Annotated in this window: 13 protein-coding genes; 7 read left to right on the forward strand and 6 right to left on the reverse strand. The window is 67.5% G+C overall.

Annotation, left to right across the window (positions count from 1 at the left end):
- Positions 1–201 precede the first annotated feature (201 nt).
- The 7 genes from ACO6D5_RS27180 to ACO6D5_RS27210 all read left to right on the forward strand — a co-directional run bounded on the left by ACO6D5_RS27180 (position 202) and on the right by ACO6D5_RS27210 (position 7241).
- Positions 202–1269 (forward strand): PDDEXK nuclease domain-containing protein, encoded by a 1068-nt coding sequence (locus ACO6D5_RS27180; RefSeq protein WP_485827111.1) that lies wholly within the window; start codon positions 202–204, stop codon positions 1267–1269.
- Positions 1266–1895: a class I SAM-dependent DNA methyltransferase gene (locus ACO6D5_RS27185; RefSeq protein WP_485827104.1), complete on the forward strand. Its 630-nt coding sequence runs from the start codon at positions 1266–1268 to the stop codon at positions 1893–1895. The genes ACO6D5_RS27180 and ACO6D5_RS27185 overlap by 4 nt, the downstream gene beginning before the upstream one ends.
- A gap of 209 nt (positions 1896–2104) precedes the next feature.
- Entirely contained in the window at positions 2105–2893 is a 789-nt protein-coding gene (locus ACO6D5_RS27190) for an SDR family oxidoreductase (RefSeq protein WP_485827105.1), read from the forward strand.
- Between the two features lie 60 nt (positions 2894–2953).
- Complete coding sequence (locus ACO6D5_RS27195; protein WP_485827112.1) at positions 2954–4195, forward strand: styrene monooxygenase/indole monooxygenase family protein; 1242 nt, start codon at positions 2954–2956, stop codon at positions 4193–4195.
- A complete protein-coding gene (locus ACO6D5_RS27200) occupies positions 4192–4701 on the forward strand; it encodes a flavin reductase family protein (protein WP_006224219.1) in 510 nt (169 codons plus the stop codon). Before ACO6D5_RS27195 ends, ACO6D5_RS27200 begins: the two co-directional genes overlap by 4 nt.
- Before the next feature lie 24 nt (positions 4702–4725).
- Positions 4726–6348, forward strand: a complete 1623-nt coding sequence (locus tag ACO6D5_RS27205) for a phytoene desaturase family protein (protein ID WP_485827106.1) — start codon at positions 4726–4728, stop codon at positions 6346–6348.
- Entirely contained in the window at positions 6345–7241 is an 897-nt protein-coding gene (locus tag ACO6D5_RS27210; RefSeq protein WP_315846999.1) for a SphA family protein, read from the forward strand. The genes ACO6D5_RS27205 and ACO6D5_RS27210 overlap by 4 nt, the downstream gene beginning before the upstream one ends.
- Positions 7242–7269: 28 nt before the next feature.
- On the opposite strand, the gene ACO6D5_RS27215 is transcribed toward ACO6D5_RS27210, so the two are convergent.
- The 6 genes from ACO6D5_RS27215 to ACO6D5_RS27240 all read right to left on the reverse strand — a co-directional run bounded on the left by ACO6D5_RS27215 (position 7270) and on the right by ACO6D5_RS27240 (position 14398).
- The gene (locus tag ACO6D5_RS27215) at positions 7270–8148 is read right to left on the reverse strand and encodes an alpha/beta hydrolase (protein ID WP_485827107.1); all 879 of its coding nucleotides are present in this window, start codon (positions 8146–8148) and stop codon (positions 7270–7272) included.
- Entirely contained in the window at positions 8145–10508 is a 2364-nt protein-coding gene (locus tag ACO6D5_RS27220) for a TonB-dependent siderophore receptor (protein WP_485827108.1), read from the reverse strand. Before ACO6D5_RS27220 ends, ACO6D5_RS27215 begins: the two co-directional genes overlap by 4 nt.
- Before the next feature lie 90 nt (positions 10509–10598).
- A complete protein-coding gene (locus ACO6D5_RS27225) occupies positions 10599–11576 on the reverse strand; it encodes a FecR domain-containing protein (protein ID WP_485827109.1) in 978 nt (325 codons plus the stop codon).
- A complete protein-coding gene (locus ACO6D5_RS27230) occupies positions 11573–12112 on the reverse strand; it encodes a sigma-70 family RNA polymerase sigma factor (protein WP_315847003.1) in 540 nt (179 codons plus the stop codon). Before ACO6D5_RS27230 ends, ACO6D5_RS27225 begins: the two co-directional genes overlap by 4 nt.
- Positions 12113–12231: 119 nt before the next feature.
- The gene (locus ACO6D5_RS27235) at positions 12232–13260 is read right to left on the reverse strand and encodes an AraC-like ligand-binding domain-containing protein (RefSeq protein WP_315847004.1); all 1029 of its coding nucleotides are present in this window, start codon (positions 13258–13260) and stop codon (positions 12232–12234) included.
- A gap of 274 nt (positions 13261–13534) precedes the next feature.
- On the reverse strand, positions 13535–14398 hold the full coding sequence (locus tag ACO6D5_RS27240) for a pirin family protein (protein WP_485827110.1): 864 nt from the start codon (positions 14396–14398) through the stop codon (positions 13535–13537).
- Between the last annotated feature and the right edge of the window lie 224 nt (positions 14399–14622).

A 14622-nucleotide genomic window follows, 5' to 3' on the forward strand; every position in this document is an offset into this window, starting at 1 on the left:
AGTTCAGGCCTTCGGACCTTAGCTCTGACCGTCCAACTTGCGGGGGTCAGTTCAGCATAGGCACGCGGGCTTTTCTATTTCATGATGACTTTTCCCTGGGGCATTGCGAGCCAGCGGGGTATTTAAGGGGTCATTGTGGCGAAACCGAAGCGGGAACGAGTCGTGGGCGATGCGGCACAAGCGTCGACGCAGACCGTGGAAATGGCAGCGGGCTCACCGCTTGCGGAATCCGCAGCGTTGCTTGGCGATATCAAGGCGATGATCGAAGCGGCTCGCCAGCGCGCGGCGTCTGCGGTCAACAGTGAACTGACAATGCTCTACTGGCGCATCGGCCATCGCATTCATACGCAAGTTCTGGCGGGGCGGCGGGCTGACTATGGGGTGGGACTGCTCGCGGCGCTGGCGGCGCAATTGGTCAAGGGCTACGGAGTCGGCTTCGCCGTGAAAAACCTGCGCCGCATGGTGCAGTTTGCGGTCGCGTTCCCAGATGAAAAGATTGTCGTATCACTGATACGACAATTGAGCTGGACGCACTTTATCGCGCTGATCCCTTTAAAAGATCCCCTTCAGCGAGACTTTTACGCGCAGATAGCCAGCGCCGATCGCTGGAGCGTCAGAACGCTGCGCGAGCGGATCGGCTCAATGCTCTACGAGCGCACCGCATTATCCCGTCAACCGGACAGGCTGGTTGCACAGGAATTGGAATCCCTGCGCAATGCGCAGCGGATGTCGCCCAGTCTGGTGATGCGCGATCCCTATATCCTCGACTTTTTAGAACTGCGCGACACCTGGCAGGAAAGCGACCTGGAAGCGGCCATCATTCGCGACATGGAATCCTTCCTGCTTGAACTGGGCGCGGGTTTTACCTTTGTGGCCCGGCAAAAGCGCATCCAGATCGACGACGAGGATTTTTACCTTGACCTGCTGTTCTACAACCGCAAGTTGCGCCGGCTGGTGGCGGTGGAGTTGAAGGTGGATGAGTTCAAGGCGGCCTACAAAGACCAGATGGAGCTTTACCTGCGGTGGCTGGATAAATTCGAGCGCGAGCCCGAGGAAGCCGCGCCGCTCGGCATCATCCTTTGCGCGGGCAAGAAGTCCGAGCAAATCGAGCTCTTGGAACTGGACAAGTCAGGCATACACGTGGCGGAGTATCTGACCGCCTTGCCGCCGCGGGCGGTGCTGGTGGAACGGTTGCAGCAGGCCGCTTGCCGGGCGCGTGCGCAGATCGAACTGCGGGGCATGGCGGAACGAGGCACAATGGCTTCATGAAACTGGACCCGGAAGACCTTGCCAAGATCAGCGCGCTGACGCTCGCGCACTATGAAGAGAACGCGGAGTCGTTCGAGGCCGGCACGCGCGACCACGACGTCAGCCAGAACATCGCCGCCTTGCTGCGGCACATCCAGGGCGCGCCGCCCTACGACATCCTGGACCTGGGATGCGGCCCCGGCCGCGACTTGAAGACCTTCGTCGCGCTGGGCCATCGGCCGGTGGGGCTGGACGGCACGCCCAGCTTTGTCGACATGGCGCGCGCGGCCAGCGGCTGCGAAGTCTGGCACCAGGACTTCCTGAAACTGGCGCTGCCCGCCGAACGCTTTGACGGCATCTTCGCCAATGCCGTGCTGTTCCATGTGCCCGGCCAGGAACTGCCCCAGGTGTTGCGCGCGCTGCGCGCCGCGCTGAAGCCGGGCGGCGTGCTGTTCAGCTCCAACCCGCGCGGCGGCAATCAGGAAGGATGGAATCGCGGGCGCTACGGCGTCTATCACGACCTGGACGGCTGGCGCAGCCTGCTCATGGACGCCGGCTTCGAAGCGCTGGAACACTACTACCGCCCGGAGGGACTGCCCCGCGACCAGCAGCCCTGGCTGGCCAGCGTCTGGCGGCGCACCGGCTAGCGCGGCGCGCATCGGGCGCTGCCGCCCCAGGCGGCGCCTTGGCAGAAAGCGGACAGCGGCTGCGGTTTCCGGCCATCAAGTTCCACCGGCATCCCTTTTCCCTCGAATAAGCGCAGTCCGCGGATAGCGGCTGCCGGATCCGGCTACGCCCGCCACGACGCGCGGCATCAGTATTCGCCTCACTCAGTCAGCAATGCGGAGGTGATGCGATGAAGGGTCTGCAAGACAAGGTTGCCATCGTGACCGGCGGCGCCACGCTGATCGGCGCGGGCGTGGTCCAGGCGCTGCGCGACAAGGGCGTGCGCGTGGCGCTGTTCGACATCGACGCCGCCAACGGCGAACGCGTGGCCGGGGCGGACAAGGCCGTCACGCGCTTCTGGCAAGTGGACATCTCGGACGACACGCAGTTGGCGCGTGGCGTGGCCGAGGCCGCGTCCCACTTTGGCCGCATCGATTATCTGGTCAACCTGGCCGCGACCTACCTGGACGATGGCGCCGCATCCGGCCGCGCCGATTGGCTGCGGGCGCTGGACATCAACGTCGTGAGCGCCGTGATGGCGGCCCGCGCGGTCCATCCCCATCTGCTGGCCGCCGGCGGCGGCGCCATCGTCAATTTCACCAGCATCTCGTCGCGCGTCGCGCAGACCGGCCGCTGGCTGTATCCGGTGTCCAAGGCGGCGCTGCTGCAGGTCACGCGCAGCCTGGCCATGGACTACGCCGCCGACCGCATCCGCGTTAATTCCGTATCGCCGGGCTGGACGTGGTCGCGCGTGATGGACGAACTGACGCAAGGCGACCGCGCCAAGACCGACCGCGTGGCCGCCGACTATCACTTGCTGGGGCGCGCCGGCGATCCGGCCGAAGTGGCCGAGGTGGTCGCGTTCCTGCTGTCGGACCACGCCAGTTTCGTCACCGGCGCTGATTACGCGGTGGATGGCGGCTACTCGGCCATGGGGCCGGAGCAGGCGCGGCCGGCGATTCCCCGTCTGGCGCAGTAACGGGCCATGAACAGGCCCGCGGCAAGGGCGGCGGGCAATGCAAACGAAAGGAGAGGGATGATGCGTCGAATCGCGATCGTGGGCGGCGGCCAGGCCGGACTGCCCCTGGCGTTGGGGCTGTTGGACAAAGGGTACGAGGTCACCGTGGTCACGAATCGCGACCCGGACAACATCCGCAACGGCAAAGTGATGTCCAGCCAATGCATGTTCGATGCGTCGCTGCAGATCGAACGCGACCTGGGGCTGAACCAGTGGGAAACCGACTGTCCGACCGTCGACGGCATCGGGCTGGCCGTGCCGCATCCCGAGCAGCCCGGCTACAAGCTGATCGACTGGGCCGCGCGCCTGGACAACGCCGCGCAGGCGGTGGACCAGCGCATCAAGATGCCGGCATGGATGGAACTGTTCGAGGCTCGCGGCGGCAGGCTGCTGATCCAGGACGGCGGCGTAGGCGAACTGGAACTGCTGGCCGCATCGCATGATCTGGTGCTGCTGGCCGCGGGCAAGGGCGATGTCGTCAAGTTGTTCGAACGGGACGCGCAACGGTCGCAATTCGATCGGCCGCAGCGCGCGCTGGCGCTGACCTACGTCGCCGGCATGCGCCCGGCGCCCGACTACTCGCGGGTCGCCTTCAACCTGATTCCTGGCGTAGGCGAGTACTTCGTGTTCCCGGCGCTGACGACGGGCGGACCCTGCGAGATCATGGTGTTCGAAGGAATCCCCGGCGGGCCGATGGATTGCTGGCGCGACATCAAGTCGCCGCAGGCGCACCTGGCGCAAAGCCTGGATATCTTGCGCACCTACCTGCCCTGGGAGGCCGACCGCTGCAAGGCGGTAGAGCTGACGGACGCCAACGGCATCCTGGCCGGCAGTTTCGCGCCTACGGTGCGCAAGCCGGTGATGACCTTGCCGTCGGGCCGCCTGGTGTTCGGCCTGGGCGACGCCGTGGTGACCAACGACCCGATCACCGGACAGGGCTCCAACAACGCGACCAAGGCGTGCGCCGTGTATCTGGAGGCGATCCTGGCGCATGGCGACGCCGCCTTTACGGCCGAATGGATGCAGCAGACCTTCGAACGCTTCTGGGACTACGGCGGCGCGGTGGTGGAATGGACCAATTCGATGCTGATGCCGCCCGCGCCGCATCTGCTCAAACTACTGAAGGCTGCCGAGGATTCACCGGCGCTGGCCAGCGCCGTCGCCAATGGTTTCAACCATCCGCCGTCGTTCTTCCCGTGGTGGCGTGACGAATTGGCCTGCGAAGCGTTCATCGCCTCGAAGGCGGCGCGGGCGGCGGCATGACGGCGCCGCTGGACTGGGGCAGCACCGACCTGCACCCCAAGGTCCTGCGTGGCGTGCTGGGCAGCTACCCGACCGGCGTGGCGATCGTGGCCACGCGCTGCCCGGACGGCCGCAAGGTCGGCCTGACCATCAATTCGTTCGCCTCGCTGTCGCTGGACCCGCCGCTGGTGCTGTGGAGCCTGGTGAACCATTCGCCCAATCTGGCGGCGTTCCGCGATTGCAGCCATTTCACCATCAGCGTGCTGGCGTGCGGCCAGGAAGCGCTGGCGATGCGATTCGCCAGTTCGGCGGTGGCCGACAAGTTCGACGGCACGCCACTGCATGAAGTGCCGGAGGGTGTGCCAGCCATCGCCGGCGCCGTCGCCACGCTGGTGTGCGCGAACGACCAGCAGAACGCGGCCGGCGACCACCTGCTGCTGTTCGGCCGCGTGCTGCGCGTGGCCAGCGTGGCGGCGACGCCGCTGGTGTTCCATGCCGGGCGCTTCACGGCGCTGACCGCCGCGTAGCGGCCTTTCCTGTTGGAGTGATTCATGGCCACAGAGTCAGACGCGCAGGTCGTCATCGTCGGCAGCGGGATGAATTCGCTGGTGTGCGCCGCGCTGTTGGCGCAACGCGGCAAGTCGGTGCTGGTGCTGGAGCGCAACGACCGGTTGGGCGGATGCATCCGCACCGAAGAACTGTTCCCCGGCTACCGCCACGACGTGCTGTCGTGCTGGTATCCGCTGTTTGTGGGCAGCCCGGCCTACGCGGCGCTAAAGCCCGCCCTGGCCGAAGCCGGCCTTGAATTCCTGCAAGGCGAGTACACGACCGGACTGGTGCGGCCCGACGGTTCAGGGTTGGCTTTCAAGCAGGACATCCAGGACAGCGCGCGGCGGCTGGACGCCTGGGCGCCGGGCGATGGCGCGGCATTTGCCGCCATGGCGCAACGGCTGTTCGGCGAGGACGCCGCGCTGACGTTCGGGATGCTGGGGCAAAACCCGTACGGCGCGGGCATGCTCAAGCTGCTGTTCAAGGAATGGCGCAAGCGCGGCATGGACGGCCTGGCCGCCTTTGCCGCCGCGTCCCTGGAACCGTTCCGCCGCTGGGCGGAACGCGAATTGCGGTCTGACGCGGCCCGCGCGCTGATTGCGCCGTGGGTGCTGCATACGGGGCTGGGCCCCGATGACGCGTGTTCCGCCTTGATCGGCAAGCTGACGTTCGCGGCGGTCGTGGCCGGCGGCATGCCGGTGGTCAAGGGCGGGGGCAGCGGCGTGGTGGAGGCGTTGGCGAAAGTGATCGAGCGGCACGGCGGCCGGTTGCTGACCGGCACGGCGGTAGAGCGCGTGCTGACCCGCGGCGAGGGCCGCCGTCGCCGCGCGGTCGGCGTGGTGGCGGGCGGACGCGAATACCGCGCGGCCGAGGCGGTGGTCTGCAACGTGACGCCGGGGCAACTGTACGGCCAGCTGCTGCCTGACGCGCCTGAACCTCTGCGTCAGCGCGCCGCCGGCTACCGGTACGGCCGCGGGGGCATGCAGATCCATTTCGCGCTGAACGCGCCACCGGACTGGTTGACTCCCGAACTGCGCCATGTGCCGCTGGTGCATCTGACCGAGAGCATGGAGCAGGTGTGCGCGTCGGTGACCGAAGCCAACAACGGCCTGTTGCCGGCGCGCCCCACGCTGGCCATCGGCCAGCCCGTTGCGGTGGACCCGTCACGCGCCCCGGCAGGCGGCTGGATCCTGTGGGTGCAGATGCAGGAGCTGCCGGTGCGCATCAAAGGCGACGCGGCCGGCGAGATCGCCGCACCCGAAGACGGGCGCTGGAACGCCACGCTGCGCGAGGCGGTCGCCGACCGCGTGCAGGCGCGGCTGGAGCCGGTCATGCCGGGGCTGGCGCAGCGCATCGTCGGCCGCCGCAGCTATTGCCCGGCCGATCTTGAAGCCCTGAACTGCAACCTGGTGGGCGGTGATCCGTATTCGGGCGTGTGCTCGCCCGACCAATTCTTCTGGTTGCGGCCCTTTGCCGGCAGCCAGGGCGCGCGTACGCATCGGACGCCGCTCTACAACCTTTTCCACATCGGCGCCGCCACTCATCCAGGCCCCGGCCTGGGCGGCGGTTCCGGCTATCTCGTCGCGCAACATCTGGCGCCCCGCGGGGGCAGGAGCGGAACATGAGCAGACACCTTGAACGCCGGCGGCTGGCCTGTGCCGTGGCATTGGCGCTGGCGGGCACGGCGGCCCAGGCCACCGAGGGCGGCGGGCTGGGCATCTACCCCGACGGCCTTGAGAACTTCATGTCGGGCGCGTTGCCCCCGCCCGGCGTGCACATGCTGGTCTACGGCGGCGGGGCGCGCTACGACACGCTGCGCGGCAACGACGGCGAACGCGTGCCGGTGCCCGGCTTCAAGGTCGACGTCAACGTGCTGGCGCCGCGCCTGATCTGGGTGACCGAGCAGCAGGTGATGGGCGGGCAACTGGCTTTCCACGCGATCGCGCCGCTCCTGGACGTCACGTTCAAGGCCGCCGGCGAGCGCTACCGCAGCACCGGCCTGGGCGACATGACGCTGGGCGTGGCGCTGGGATATCACGTGTCGCCAACGCTGCATTACGTGGTCGGACTGGACATGTATGCGCCCACCGGGGAGTACGACCGCAAAGACCCGTCCAGCCTGGGCAAGAACTACTGGACCGCCCAGCCTGTGTTCGCGCTTAGCCGCATCAGCCCGGACGGCTTCAACGCCGACCTGAAGCTGATGTACGACTTCAACTTCCGCAACACCGCCACGGACACCCGTTCCGGGCAGGCGATCCACGCCGACTACGCCTTGGGCTGGGGCGTGGGCAAAGGTTGGGTGCTGGGGGTAGGCGGGCACGCCTTCCAGCAAGTGACGGACGACAACGGACCGAACAGCGCCGCGGGTCGGGCGCGCGCGTTCGGGGTCGGCCCATCGGTGCGTTACCTGAACGACAAGGGCTGGCTGTTCACCGCCAAATGGCAGCAGGAATTCAAGGTGAAGAACCGGCCAGAAGGCTCGCAGCTGTACGTGAAGCTGGCGATCCCGTTCTAAGGCCGGGGTTTCGGCGCCGCTGGCCGCCCTATGACCAGCGCGCGGTCAGCACATGCCGCAGCACGGCCGTGGCGGCGGCCACCGGCACCGACATGTGGGTTTCGCCGGGCAGTTCCGCATAGTCGACACCGAGTCCGTGGCCGGACAAGGCCGTGTCCAGGCGTTGTGCAAGCGATCGCGTTTCCTGGATGGTTTGCGGGCTTTCCGCGCCGCCCGCGATCAGCAGCAGGCGCTTGTTGCTCAGCGAGAACTCTGCCGCCCGCGCGCGCGCCACGAACTCGCGTTCACGCGCCAGCAGGTAGTGATCCTGCCACCAGATGGACGGGCTTATCGCCACGATCTGCCCGAACAGGGCCGGGCGGGCGTACAGCATGGCCAATGCGTACATGCCGCCAAACGAATGGCCCAGCAGGATCTGCCGGCGCGTATCGACAGGAAAGCGCGTGGCGATGTCCGGCAGCAGCACGTCGGCCAGGAACGCATGCAGCGCCAGTTCGCCGCCCAGCGGCGGTTGGCCGGCGGGTGCGACGGTGCCGGGCGGCAAAGGCGGCGAAAAGTCGTAGGAACGGCGCAGGAAGTCGAATGGTCCGTCGCTGGGATAGCCGACGGCGACCACGATCGCGTCGCCCGCCAAATCGTCCTGCAGCCGTGCGGCATCGTAATAGGCGCCGAAGAAGGCGTTGCCGTCCAGCAGATACAGCACCGGGTGGCCGGCGGCGCGCCGGGGCTTGCGGCGCGGCGTCAGCACCTGGATGCGGTAGGCGCCGCCCGGCGCATCCAGGTCGAACTGCTGGGTGTCGGGCAGGCGGGCTCGCTGGGCGGCAATCGCCGGCCGCGAGGCAAATGCCGGCCAGGCGGCCAGCGCGGCGGCGCCCGTCAGCCAGCGGCGGCGGCTCAGGTCCTTCACCAGCGGTACCTCAGGCTGCCCATGATCTGGCGGCCGACGCCCAGGTAGCAGTAGCCGCCGTCGCAGACGGTGGTTTCTTTGTCGGCGACGTTCTGGACGCTCAGCATCGCCATCCAACCCTTGAGCGCGGGATGCTGATACCCGGGCTCGTAGCTCAACGCCAGGTCGAACAGCGTCGAGGCGTCGTTATGCATGGTGTTCTGCGCGTTGCCGTAACTGCTGCCCACGTAGCGCACGCCCGCGCCCAGCCCCAGGCCCGCCAGCGGACCTTGCGGCAGGCGATAGTCCAGCCACATCGCGGCGCTGTGGCGCGGCTGGTAGCTGGGCGTCTTGCCGATTTCAGCGGGATTGTTGCTGTCGGTGACCTTGCCGCGGTTGTAGCTGTAGTTGGCCACCAGTTGCAGGCCGGTCTGCAACTGCGCCACCGCCTCGAGCTCGACGCCGCGCGAGCGGATCCCGCCCGCCAATTCCGAATAGGGGGTTGCCGGCACGACGCGCACGGCATCCTTCTCCTTGATCTGATAAGCGGCCAACGTCACGTAGCTATGGCTGCCTTGCGGCTGATACTTCACGCCGGCTTCGATCTGCGCGCCGTGTGTCGGATCCAGCGGTTTGCCGGCGGCATCCAGGCTGGTGTTGGGCGCAAACGAGGTCACGTAGCTGACGTATGGCGCCAGGCCGCTGTCGCTCAGGTAGAGCGCGCCGGCTTGCCAGGTGAAGGCGTTGTCCTTCTTGCGCGTCGGGTCGCCGCCGTTAAGGCGGTCTTGCGAATGCAGCTGCGCGATGTCGTAGCGCCCGCCCAGGTTCAGGCGCCAGTTGCCGATGCTGACCTGATCCGACAGGTAAACGCCGTATTGCGTATTGCGCTGGTCGACCGACACCAGGTTGTAGGGCGGCGTCGGGCCGGGCACGTAGCCGTATTTCGGGTTGTCCAGGTCCAGCGCCGGATAGCCGGTAGCCAGCAGGCCCACGCCCTGATCCCAGTTCAGCCGCTGATAGTCGAATCCCGCCAGGAACTGGTGCTTGGCGTTGCCCGTATCCACGCGCACCTGGGCGTTGTTGTCGACCAGCACGTTCTGCACCGAGCTTTCCACTGACCAGGCGTTGCGGTTCAACAGGCGCGTGCCGGGTTGCAGGCCAGCACCGGACAGATAGCGCGCGTCCAGGTCGATGTGGCCGTAGCGGACCTGCTGGCGCAGGGTCAGCGCATCGTCATGCCGATAGGCCAGCTCGTAGCCCAGCTGGTACTGGGTCTGGCGCTGGCGGTCGTAACGCGGGTCGCTGACCCGGATATGCGTGACCTTGCCGTTCTCATCCGTATACATCCCGACGTTGGCGTCCGTTTCATCGCGGATGTACTGCCCCAGCACCGTCAGGGTGGTCTTGTCGCCAAGCTTGAAGTCGAAGGCTGGCGCAAACACGTCGCGGTCGTCAGCGATCATGCGGTCGTGGTCGCCGCGCCGCGTCAAGCCGGTCAGCCGGAAGCGCGCCGTGCCTTCCTCGTTGAAGTGGTCGGCGATATCGAAGGCGACCTGCTTGCGGTCCTTGGTGCCGCCCATCACCATGATTTCGCGCAGGGGCTCGTCGAGCGGACGCTTGGATACCCGGTTGACCAGGCCGCCGGGCGTGCCCTGGCCGTACAGTACCGACATCGGGCCTTTGACGATGTCGACGCGCTCCAGCGCGTAGGGGTCGGTACGGAAGTAGGCGTAGGATCCCGGCGTCTGGCGCAGGCCGTCCAGATAGTCGCCCGTGGTGTTGACGGGAAAGCCCCGGATCGAGATCTGGTCGAAACGCGGGTCGAAGCCCGCGCTGCCGGTGCCGACACCGGCGGAATAGCGCACGGCTTCGGGCATGGTCACCACGCCGCGCGCGTCCAGTTGCGCGCGGGTCACCACGCTGACAGAACGCGGGGTTTCCATCAGTGGGATATCGGTCTTGGTGGCGCTGACGCTGTCTTCGGCCACGAAAGCGCCCGCGCCGTCATGGGCGCCGGTCACGGTGACGGGCTCCAGCGTCGCGGTGCCGGCGATCGGGTGCAGCACATAGCGTCCCGGCGCGCTTTCACGCGCTTCCAGCCCGGCGCCGGACAGGAGCTGAGCCAGCCCTTGCTCCACGGTGTAGCGGCCGTTCAGGCCGGGAGTCTGGCGGCCTTCGGTCAACGCGCCCGCGCCGCCCAGGTAGATGCCGGCGCGGCGGGCGAACTGATTGAGCGCCGGGCCAAGGGGGCCGGCGGCGATCGTGAAGTCCAGCGTTTGGGATGGCGGGGCGGGCTGCGCCAGTGCGGGCAGGGGCGCGAGCGGGGCGCAGGCAAGAAGGGCGGTCAGCAGCAGGGCAGGGCGAAAAGGCGGGTTCGGCATAGGGATCGCGTAGGTTCCTGGCGCCACGCATTCGCGGCGCCTTCCCATACAGATCGAACGAAAATCAAAAAGGGGAACTCGCGCTGCCGTTCAGCGCGGTTCGACCGTGACCCACCAGGGCATGGTGCGCTGCACGCGGATGGGCAGCGCGTCGCCCAGCATCGCCAGGGCGGCGTCGGTGTCGGGAAGGGGGAAGGTGCCCATCACCCGCAGGTCCGCCACATCGGGATGCGCCGCCAGATGCCCGCGGCGGTAGCGCGACAACTGGGCCAGGAAATCCGCCAGCCGCATGTTGTCGACCGTCAGCATTCCCGACTGCCAGGTTGCTTGGGCGCTGTCGGCCATGGACAACGGACCGATGCGGTCGTGCTGGAAGTCCGCCTGTCCGCCGCGCGGGATCACGCGGCGTTCGCCGGTGGCGGCCAGGCGTATTTCCACGGCTCCGTCGAATACGGCCAGGTGGATCTGTTGGCCCGAATCGCGCCGGACCAGAAAGCGCGTCCCCAGTGCCCGCATCGACCCCTGGGGCGTCCAGACCACAAAAGGCCGTTCGCTGTCGGGTGCGGTTTCAATGACGATGGCGCCTTGCCGCAGGGTCAGGCTGCGTTGCGCGCCATCAATGGCAAAGTCCGCGGCGCTGTCGGTATCAAGCCACAGCTGGCTGTGGTCAGCCAATGCGACATGCCGGATTTCACCCACGCGGGTGCGGTAGTCGGCGCTCCAGGCCAGCACCTGGTCGCGCATCGGGGTGTGCCGCCAGGCCAGCCAGCCCGATGTGCCCGCCGCCACCATCCAGGCGAGTGTGCGCAGCGCGCGCCGCCGCGCGGGCAGCGGTGCAGCGGCCGCGCGCAATCCGGCGGCCAGCGCTTGCGGCGCTTCGTGAGTGCGCAGCCCGGCAAAGCGCTGGCCGGCCGCATTCACCTGATCCCAGGCGGCGCGATGCAGGTCATGGCCGCGCAGCCAGCCGTCCCAGGCTTGGCGGTCTTCCGGCGAGACGTCCTCGTCATGCAGGCACACGTACCATTCCGCCGCCTCTTGCAGGGCCTGGTGCCACGCGACGGCGTTCATTCATGCTCCAGCATCGGCGTCCAGTGCGGGACGGCCGACTCGAACTCGGCTTCCAGCAGCGCGCAATGCACCAGCGCCTGGGCCAGGTACTTCTTGATCATGCGTTCGGACACGGCCAGGCGTTCGGCGATTTCGCGGTATTTCAGGCCCTCGACCTGTGCAAGCACAAACGCCTCTGCCACGTTGGGCGGCAGGCGCCGCAGCAGCGCGCCGACTTCCAGCAGTGTTTCCACCACGATCGCCTGCTGCTCTGGCGACGGCGCGGCCGCGCTCTGGATCAACGTCTCGTGCCAGGCGCGTTCGACTTCGCGGCGCCGCCACAGATCGATGCACATGCCGTTGCCCATGGCGCGCAGATAGGCGCGGGCGCCTTGGGGCGTGTCGAATCCGCGCGGCGTGGTCAACAGGCGCACAAAAGCATCCTGCGCCAGGTCGGCGGCATCGCAGGCGTTATTGAGCCGCCGTGCCAGCCAGCCACGCAGCCAGCCGTGGTGCGCCTGGTACAGGCCTTCGATCTCGGAGTGGGGATGTGACATGGCAGCGCGAGCCGTACGGAGAAACAGGCGCCACTATAACAATATCAATTCTCATTCGTGTTGTTTCGGCGGCGGGTGCGGCGTGGCCGCCACAGTGCGGGCCAGGCCGAGGCCCGTCTTCACCCGCAACGGCGCAGGCTCTGGCTGGGGCTTTCGCCGTACCGCGCCTTGTATCCCGCGCTGAAGCGGCCCATGTGCGCGAAGCCCCAGCGCAGCGCCACGGCGGCGATGTTGTGGCTTTCGCCCGACAGCAGTTCGGCGCGGGCGCGCTCCATGCGCAGGTCGCGCAGGTAGTGCATCGGGCTCACGTCCAGGAACTCTTTGAACCCCGCATACAGGCTGCGCACGCTGACGCCCGCGATGCGGGCCAGTTGTTCGGCGCTGACGGGTTCGTGCGCGTGGGCTTGCAGGTAGTCCTGCACGCTGCGCACGTGGCGCGGCAGCACCGCGGCGCGGCGGCCGGGCGGCACGCAGCTGTAATTGTGCGGGTGGGCCGACAGCAGGGTGGCTGCAACCAGTTGCTCCATCTGGTGCACGATCAGCTTGTGCGTGGCCAGATCCGCGTGCTGCGACGAACAATCCAGCAGATACGTCATCAGGCAGCGCCAGGCCGGGCAGTCGCGCCACCGGAATCCCAGCTGGAAGCGCAGCGGCCGATCCAGCGTACAGCCCAGTTGGCCCACCAGCGTGCGCTCCAGCAGGGAGCGGGCCACACGAAGCATGAACTGATCGCTGTCGTCGCTCCAGCGCATCGCCAGGTCGTCGTCCGGACTGACCACGGACGCGACATCCGGCGTGGAGTCCACCTGTTGGGGGCCGCTGCTGATGCGGGCCGATCCCGACAAGGGCATCTGCACCAGGAAGAAGTCCTCCAGCGGGCCGGGGCGGATCTCGACGTGCGCGCCGTAGCGCAACCGGTTCAACGAGACATCGCCCAGCGGCTGGTGATGCATGCGCGCATCCAGGCGCTGCATTGCGCCCACCACGCCCAACTGATGCGGCCGCATCACCCGGCCGACCATGGAGCGGGCCTCGTCCAGATCGCCCGAGGCAAACAACTGCTGCGCCGGCAGCCCCAGGACGGACTCGATGCGCGGCGCGGCAGGCGGCCAGGTAGGGCTGGTGGCGGACGGCGTCGGGTTGATCATGGCAGGGGTTTCCTCCCGCGTGGGAGCCTGGAAGGCTTCGATAGTAAAGCTGCGCAGGGCGGGGCGGACTGGTGGAAAACCCGTCCTGGGCCGGGGGGAACTGGCCGTTTCCTGCACTGCCTATCCGCGGAATGCAAAAAACCGCGGCCAGGGCCACGGTTTTTCGCGCACGGCTTAATCGCCGTCAAAGTAGGGGGCTAGGGCTAGGGCTGAGGCCAAAGCCACAGCGCGTGCCGACGCCCAGGGCGGGCAGAGCGCGCCCGCCCCTGTGGCGTCAGTGCATCTTCCCGTAGCGGCCGGCGTTGAAGTCCTGGATGGCTTCCACGATTTCCGCCTGCGAGTTCATCACGAACGGACCGTATCCCACCACCGGCTCATCGATCGGCTCGCCGCTCAGAACCAGGAACACGGCGTCGTTGTTGGCTTCGACCGTGATGTCTTCCCCGTCCTGCGAGAACAGCGCCAGATGCGCGTCGCGGGCGACGGACTCACCGTTGACCAGCACCGTGCCGCGCAGCACCACCAGCATGCTGTTGCGGCCCGCGGCGATGGGGAAGGTCGCGGCCTTGCCCGCATTCAGGCGTACGTCCCACACGTCCATGGGCGTGAAGGTGCGCGCCGGACCGGCCTGGCCCGCGAAGCTGCCCGCGATCACCCGCAGCGAACCCGCATCGTCCGGCAGCGCCACCACGGGGATGTCCGCATTGAGGATGCCTTGGTAACCCGCCGGCGCGGTCTTGTCCCGGGCTGGCAGGTTGACCCACAACTGCACCATCTCCAGCTCGCCGCCCGACCGCGTGAACCCGGGGGAATGGAATTCCTCGTGCAGGATGCCCGAGGCCGCCGTCATCCATTGCACGTCGCCGGGACCGATGACGCCGCCGTTGCCGGTGGAGTCGCGGTGCTCGACTTCGCCGCTGTAGACGATGGTCACGGTTTCAAAGCCGCGATGGGGATGCTGGCCCACGCCGCGCGGATGGTCCGCCGGCTCGAACTTGGCCGGGCCGGCGTAATCCAGCAGCAGGAACGGGCTGACGTTCTTGCCTTTGTCGTTGTAGGAGAACATCGAGCGCACCGGGAAGCCGTCGCCCACCCAGTGGGGGCGAGGAGCAGCGTGCAAACCGAGGATCTTCTTCATGGCGTCTATTCCTATTGCGCGACCCCTGCGGGGTCGTTCGTCATAGGGTTAAAGATAAGGGCGGAACGCTGGTTCCGGTAGTCCCTCCTATTGATAAGCACTGTTCCATGGATCGGACGATGACGGGATCCTCCTTGATGACATCCGCCAATAGCATGAGGGCCGCGCGGTGGCAGACCTTCCCTTGATCCTCGCCCGCCCGCGGCGTCTGCCCCTGCGCCGGC

The organism is Achromobacter sp., from assembly GCF_057314935.1.

Excerpts from the sequence above, each read along its gene's own strand:
- ACO6D5_RS27180 (WP_485827111.1), top strand. The coding sequence starts at position 202 with ATGGCAGCGGGCTCACCGCTTGCGGAATCCGCAGCGTTGCTTGGCGAT.
- ACO6D5_RS27185 (WP_485827104.1), top strand. The coding sequence starts at position 1,266 with ATGAAACTGGACCCGGAAGACCTTGCCAAGATCAGCGCGCTGACGCTC.
- ACO6D5_RS27190 (WP_485827105.1), top strand. The coding sequence starts at position 2,105 with ATGAAGGGTCTGCAAGACAAGGTTGCCATCGTGACCGGCGGCGCCACG.
- ACO6D5_RS27195 (WP_485827112.1), top strand. The coding sequence starts at position 2,954 with ATGCGTCGAATCGCGATCGTGGGCGGCGGCCAGGCCGGACTGCCCCTG.
- ACO6D5_RS27200 (WP_006224219.1), top strand. The coding sequence starts at position 4,192 with ATGACGGCGCCGCTGGACTGGGGCAGCACCGACCTGCACCCCAAGGTC.
- ACO6D5_RS27205 (WP_485827106.1), top strand. The coding sequence starts at position 4,726 with ATGGCCACAGAGTCAGACGCGCAGGTCGTCATCGTCGGCAGCGGGATG.
- ACO6D5_RS27210 (WP_315846999.1), top strand. The coding sequence starts at position 6,345 with ATGAGCAGACACCTTGAACGCCGGCGGCTGGCCTGTGCCGTGGCATTG.
- ACO6D5_RS27220 (WP_485827108.1), bottom strand. The coding sequence starts at position 10,508 with ATGCCGAACCCGCCTTTTCGCCCTGCCCTGCTGCTGACCGCCCTTCTT.
- ACO6D5_RS27225 (WP_485827109.1), bottom strand. The coding sequence starts at position 11,576 with ATGAACGCCGTCGCGTGGCACCAGGCCCTGCAAGAGGCGGCGGAATGG.
- ACO6D5_RS27230 (WP_315847003.1), bottom strand. The coding sequence starts at position 12,112 with ATGTCACATCCCCACTCCGAGATCGAAGGCCTGTACCAGGCGCACCAC.
- ACO6D5_RS27235 (WP_315847004.1), bottom strand. The coding sequence starts at position 13,260 with ATGATCAACCCGACGCCGTCCGCCACCAGCCCTACCTGGCCGCCTGCC.
- ACO6D5_RS27240 (WP_485827110.1), bottom strand. The coding sequence starts at position 14,398 with ATGAAGAAGATCCTCGGTTTGCACGCTGCTCCTCGCCCCCACTGGGTG.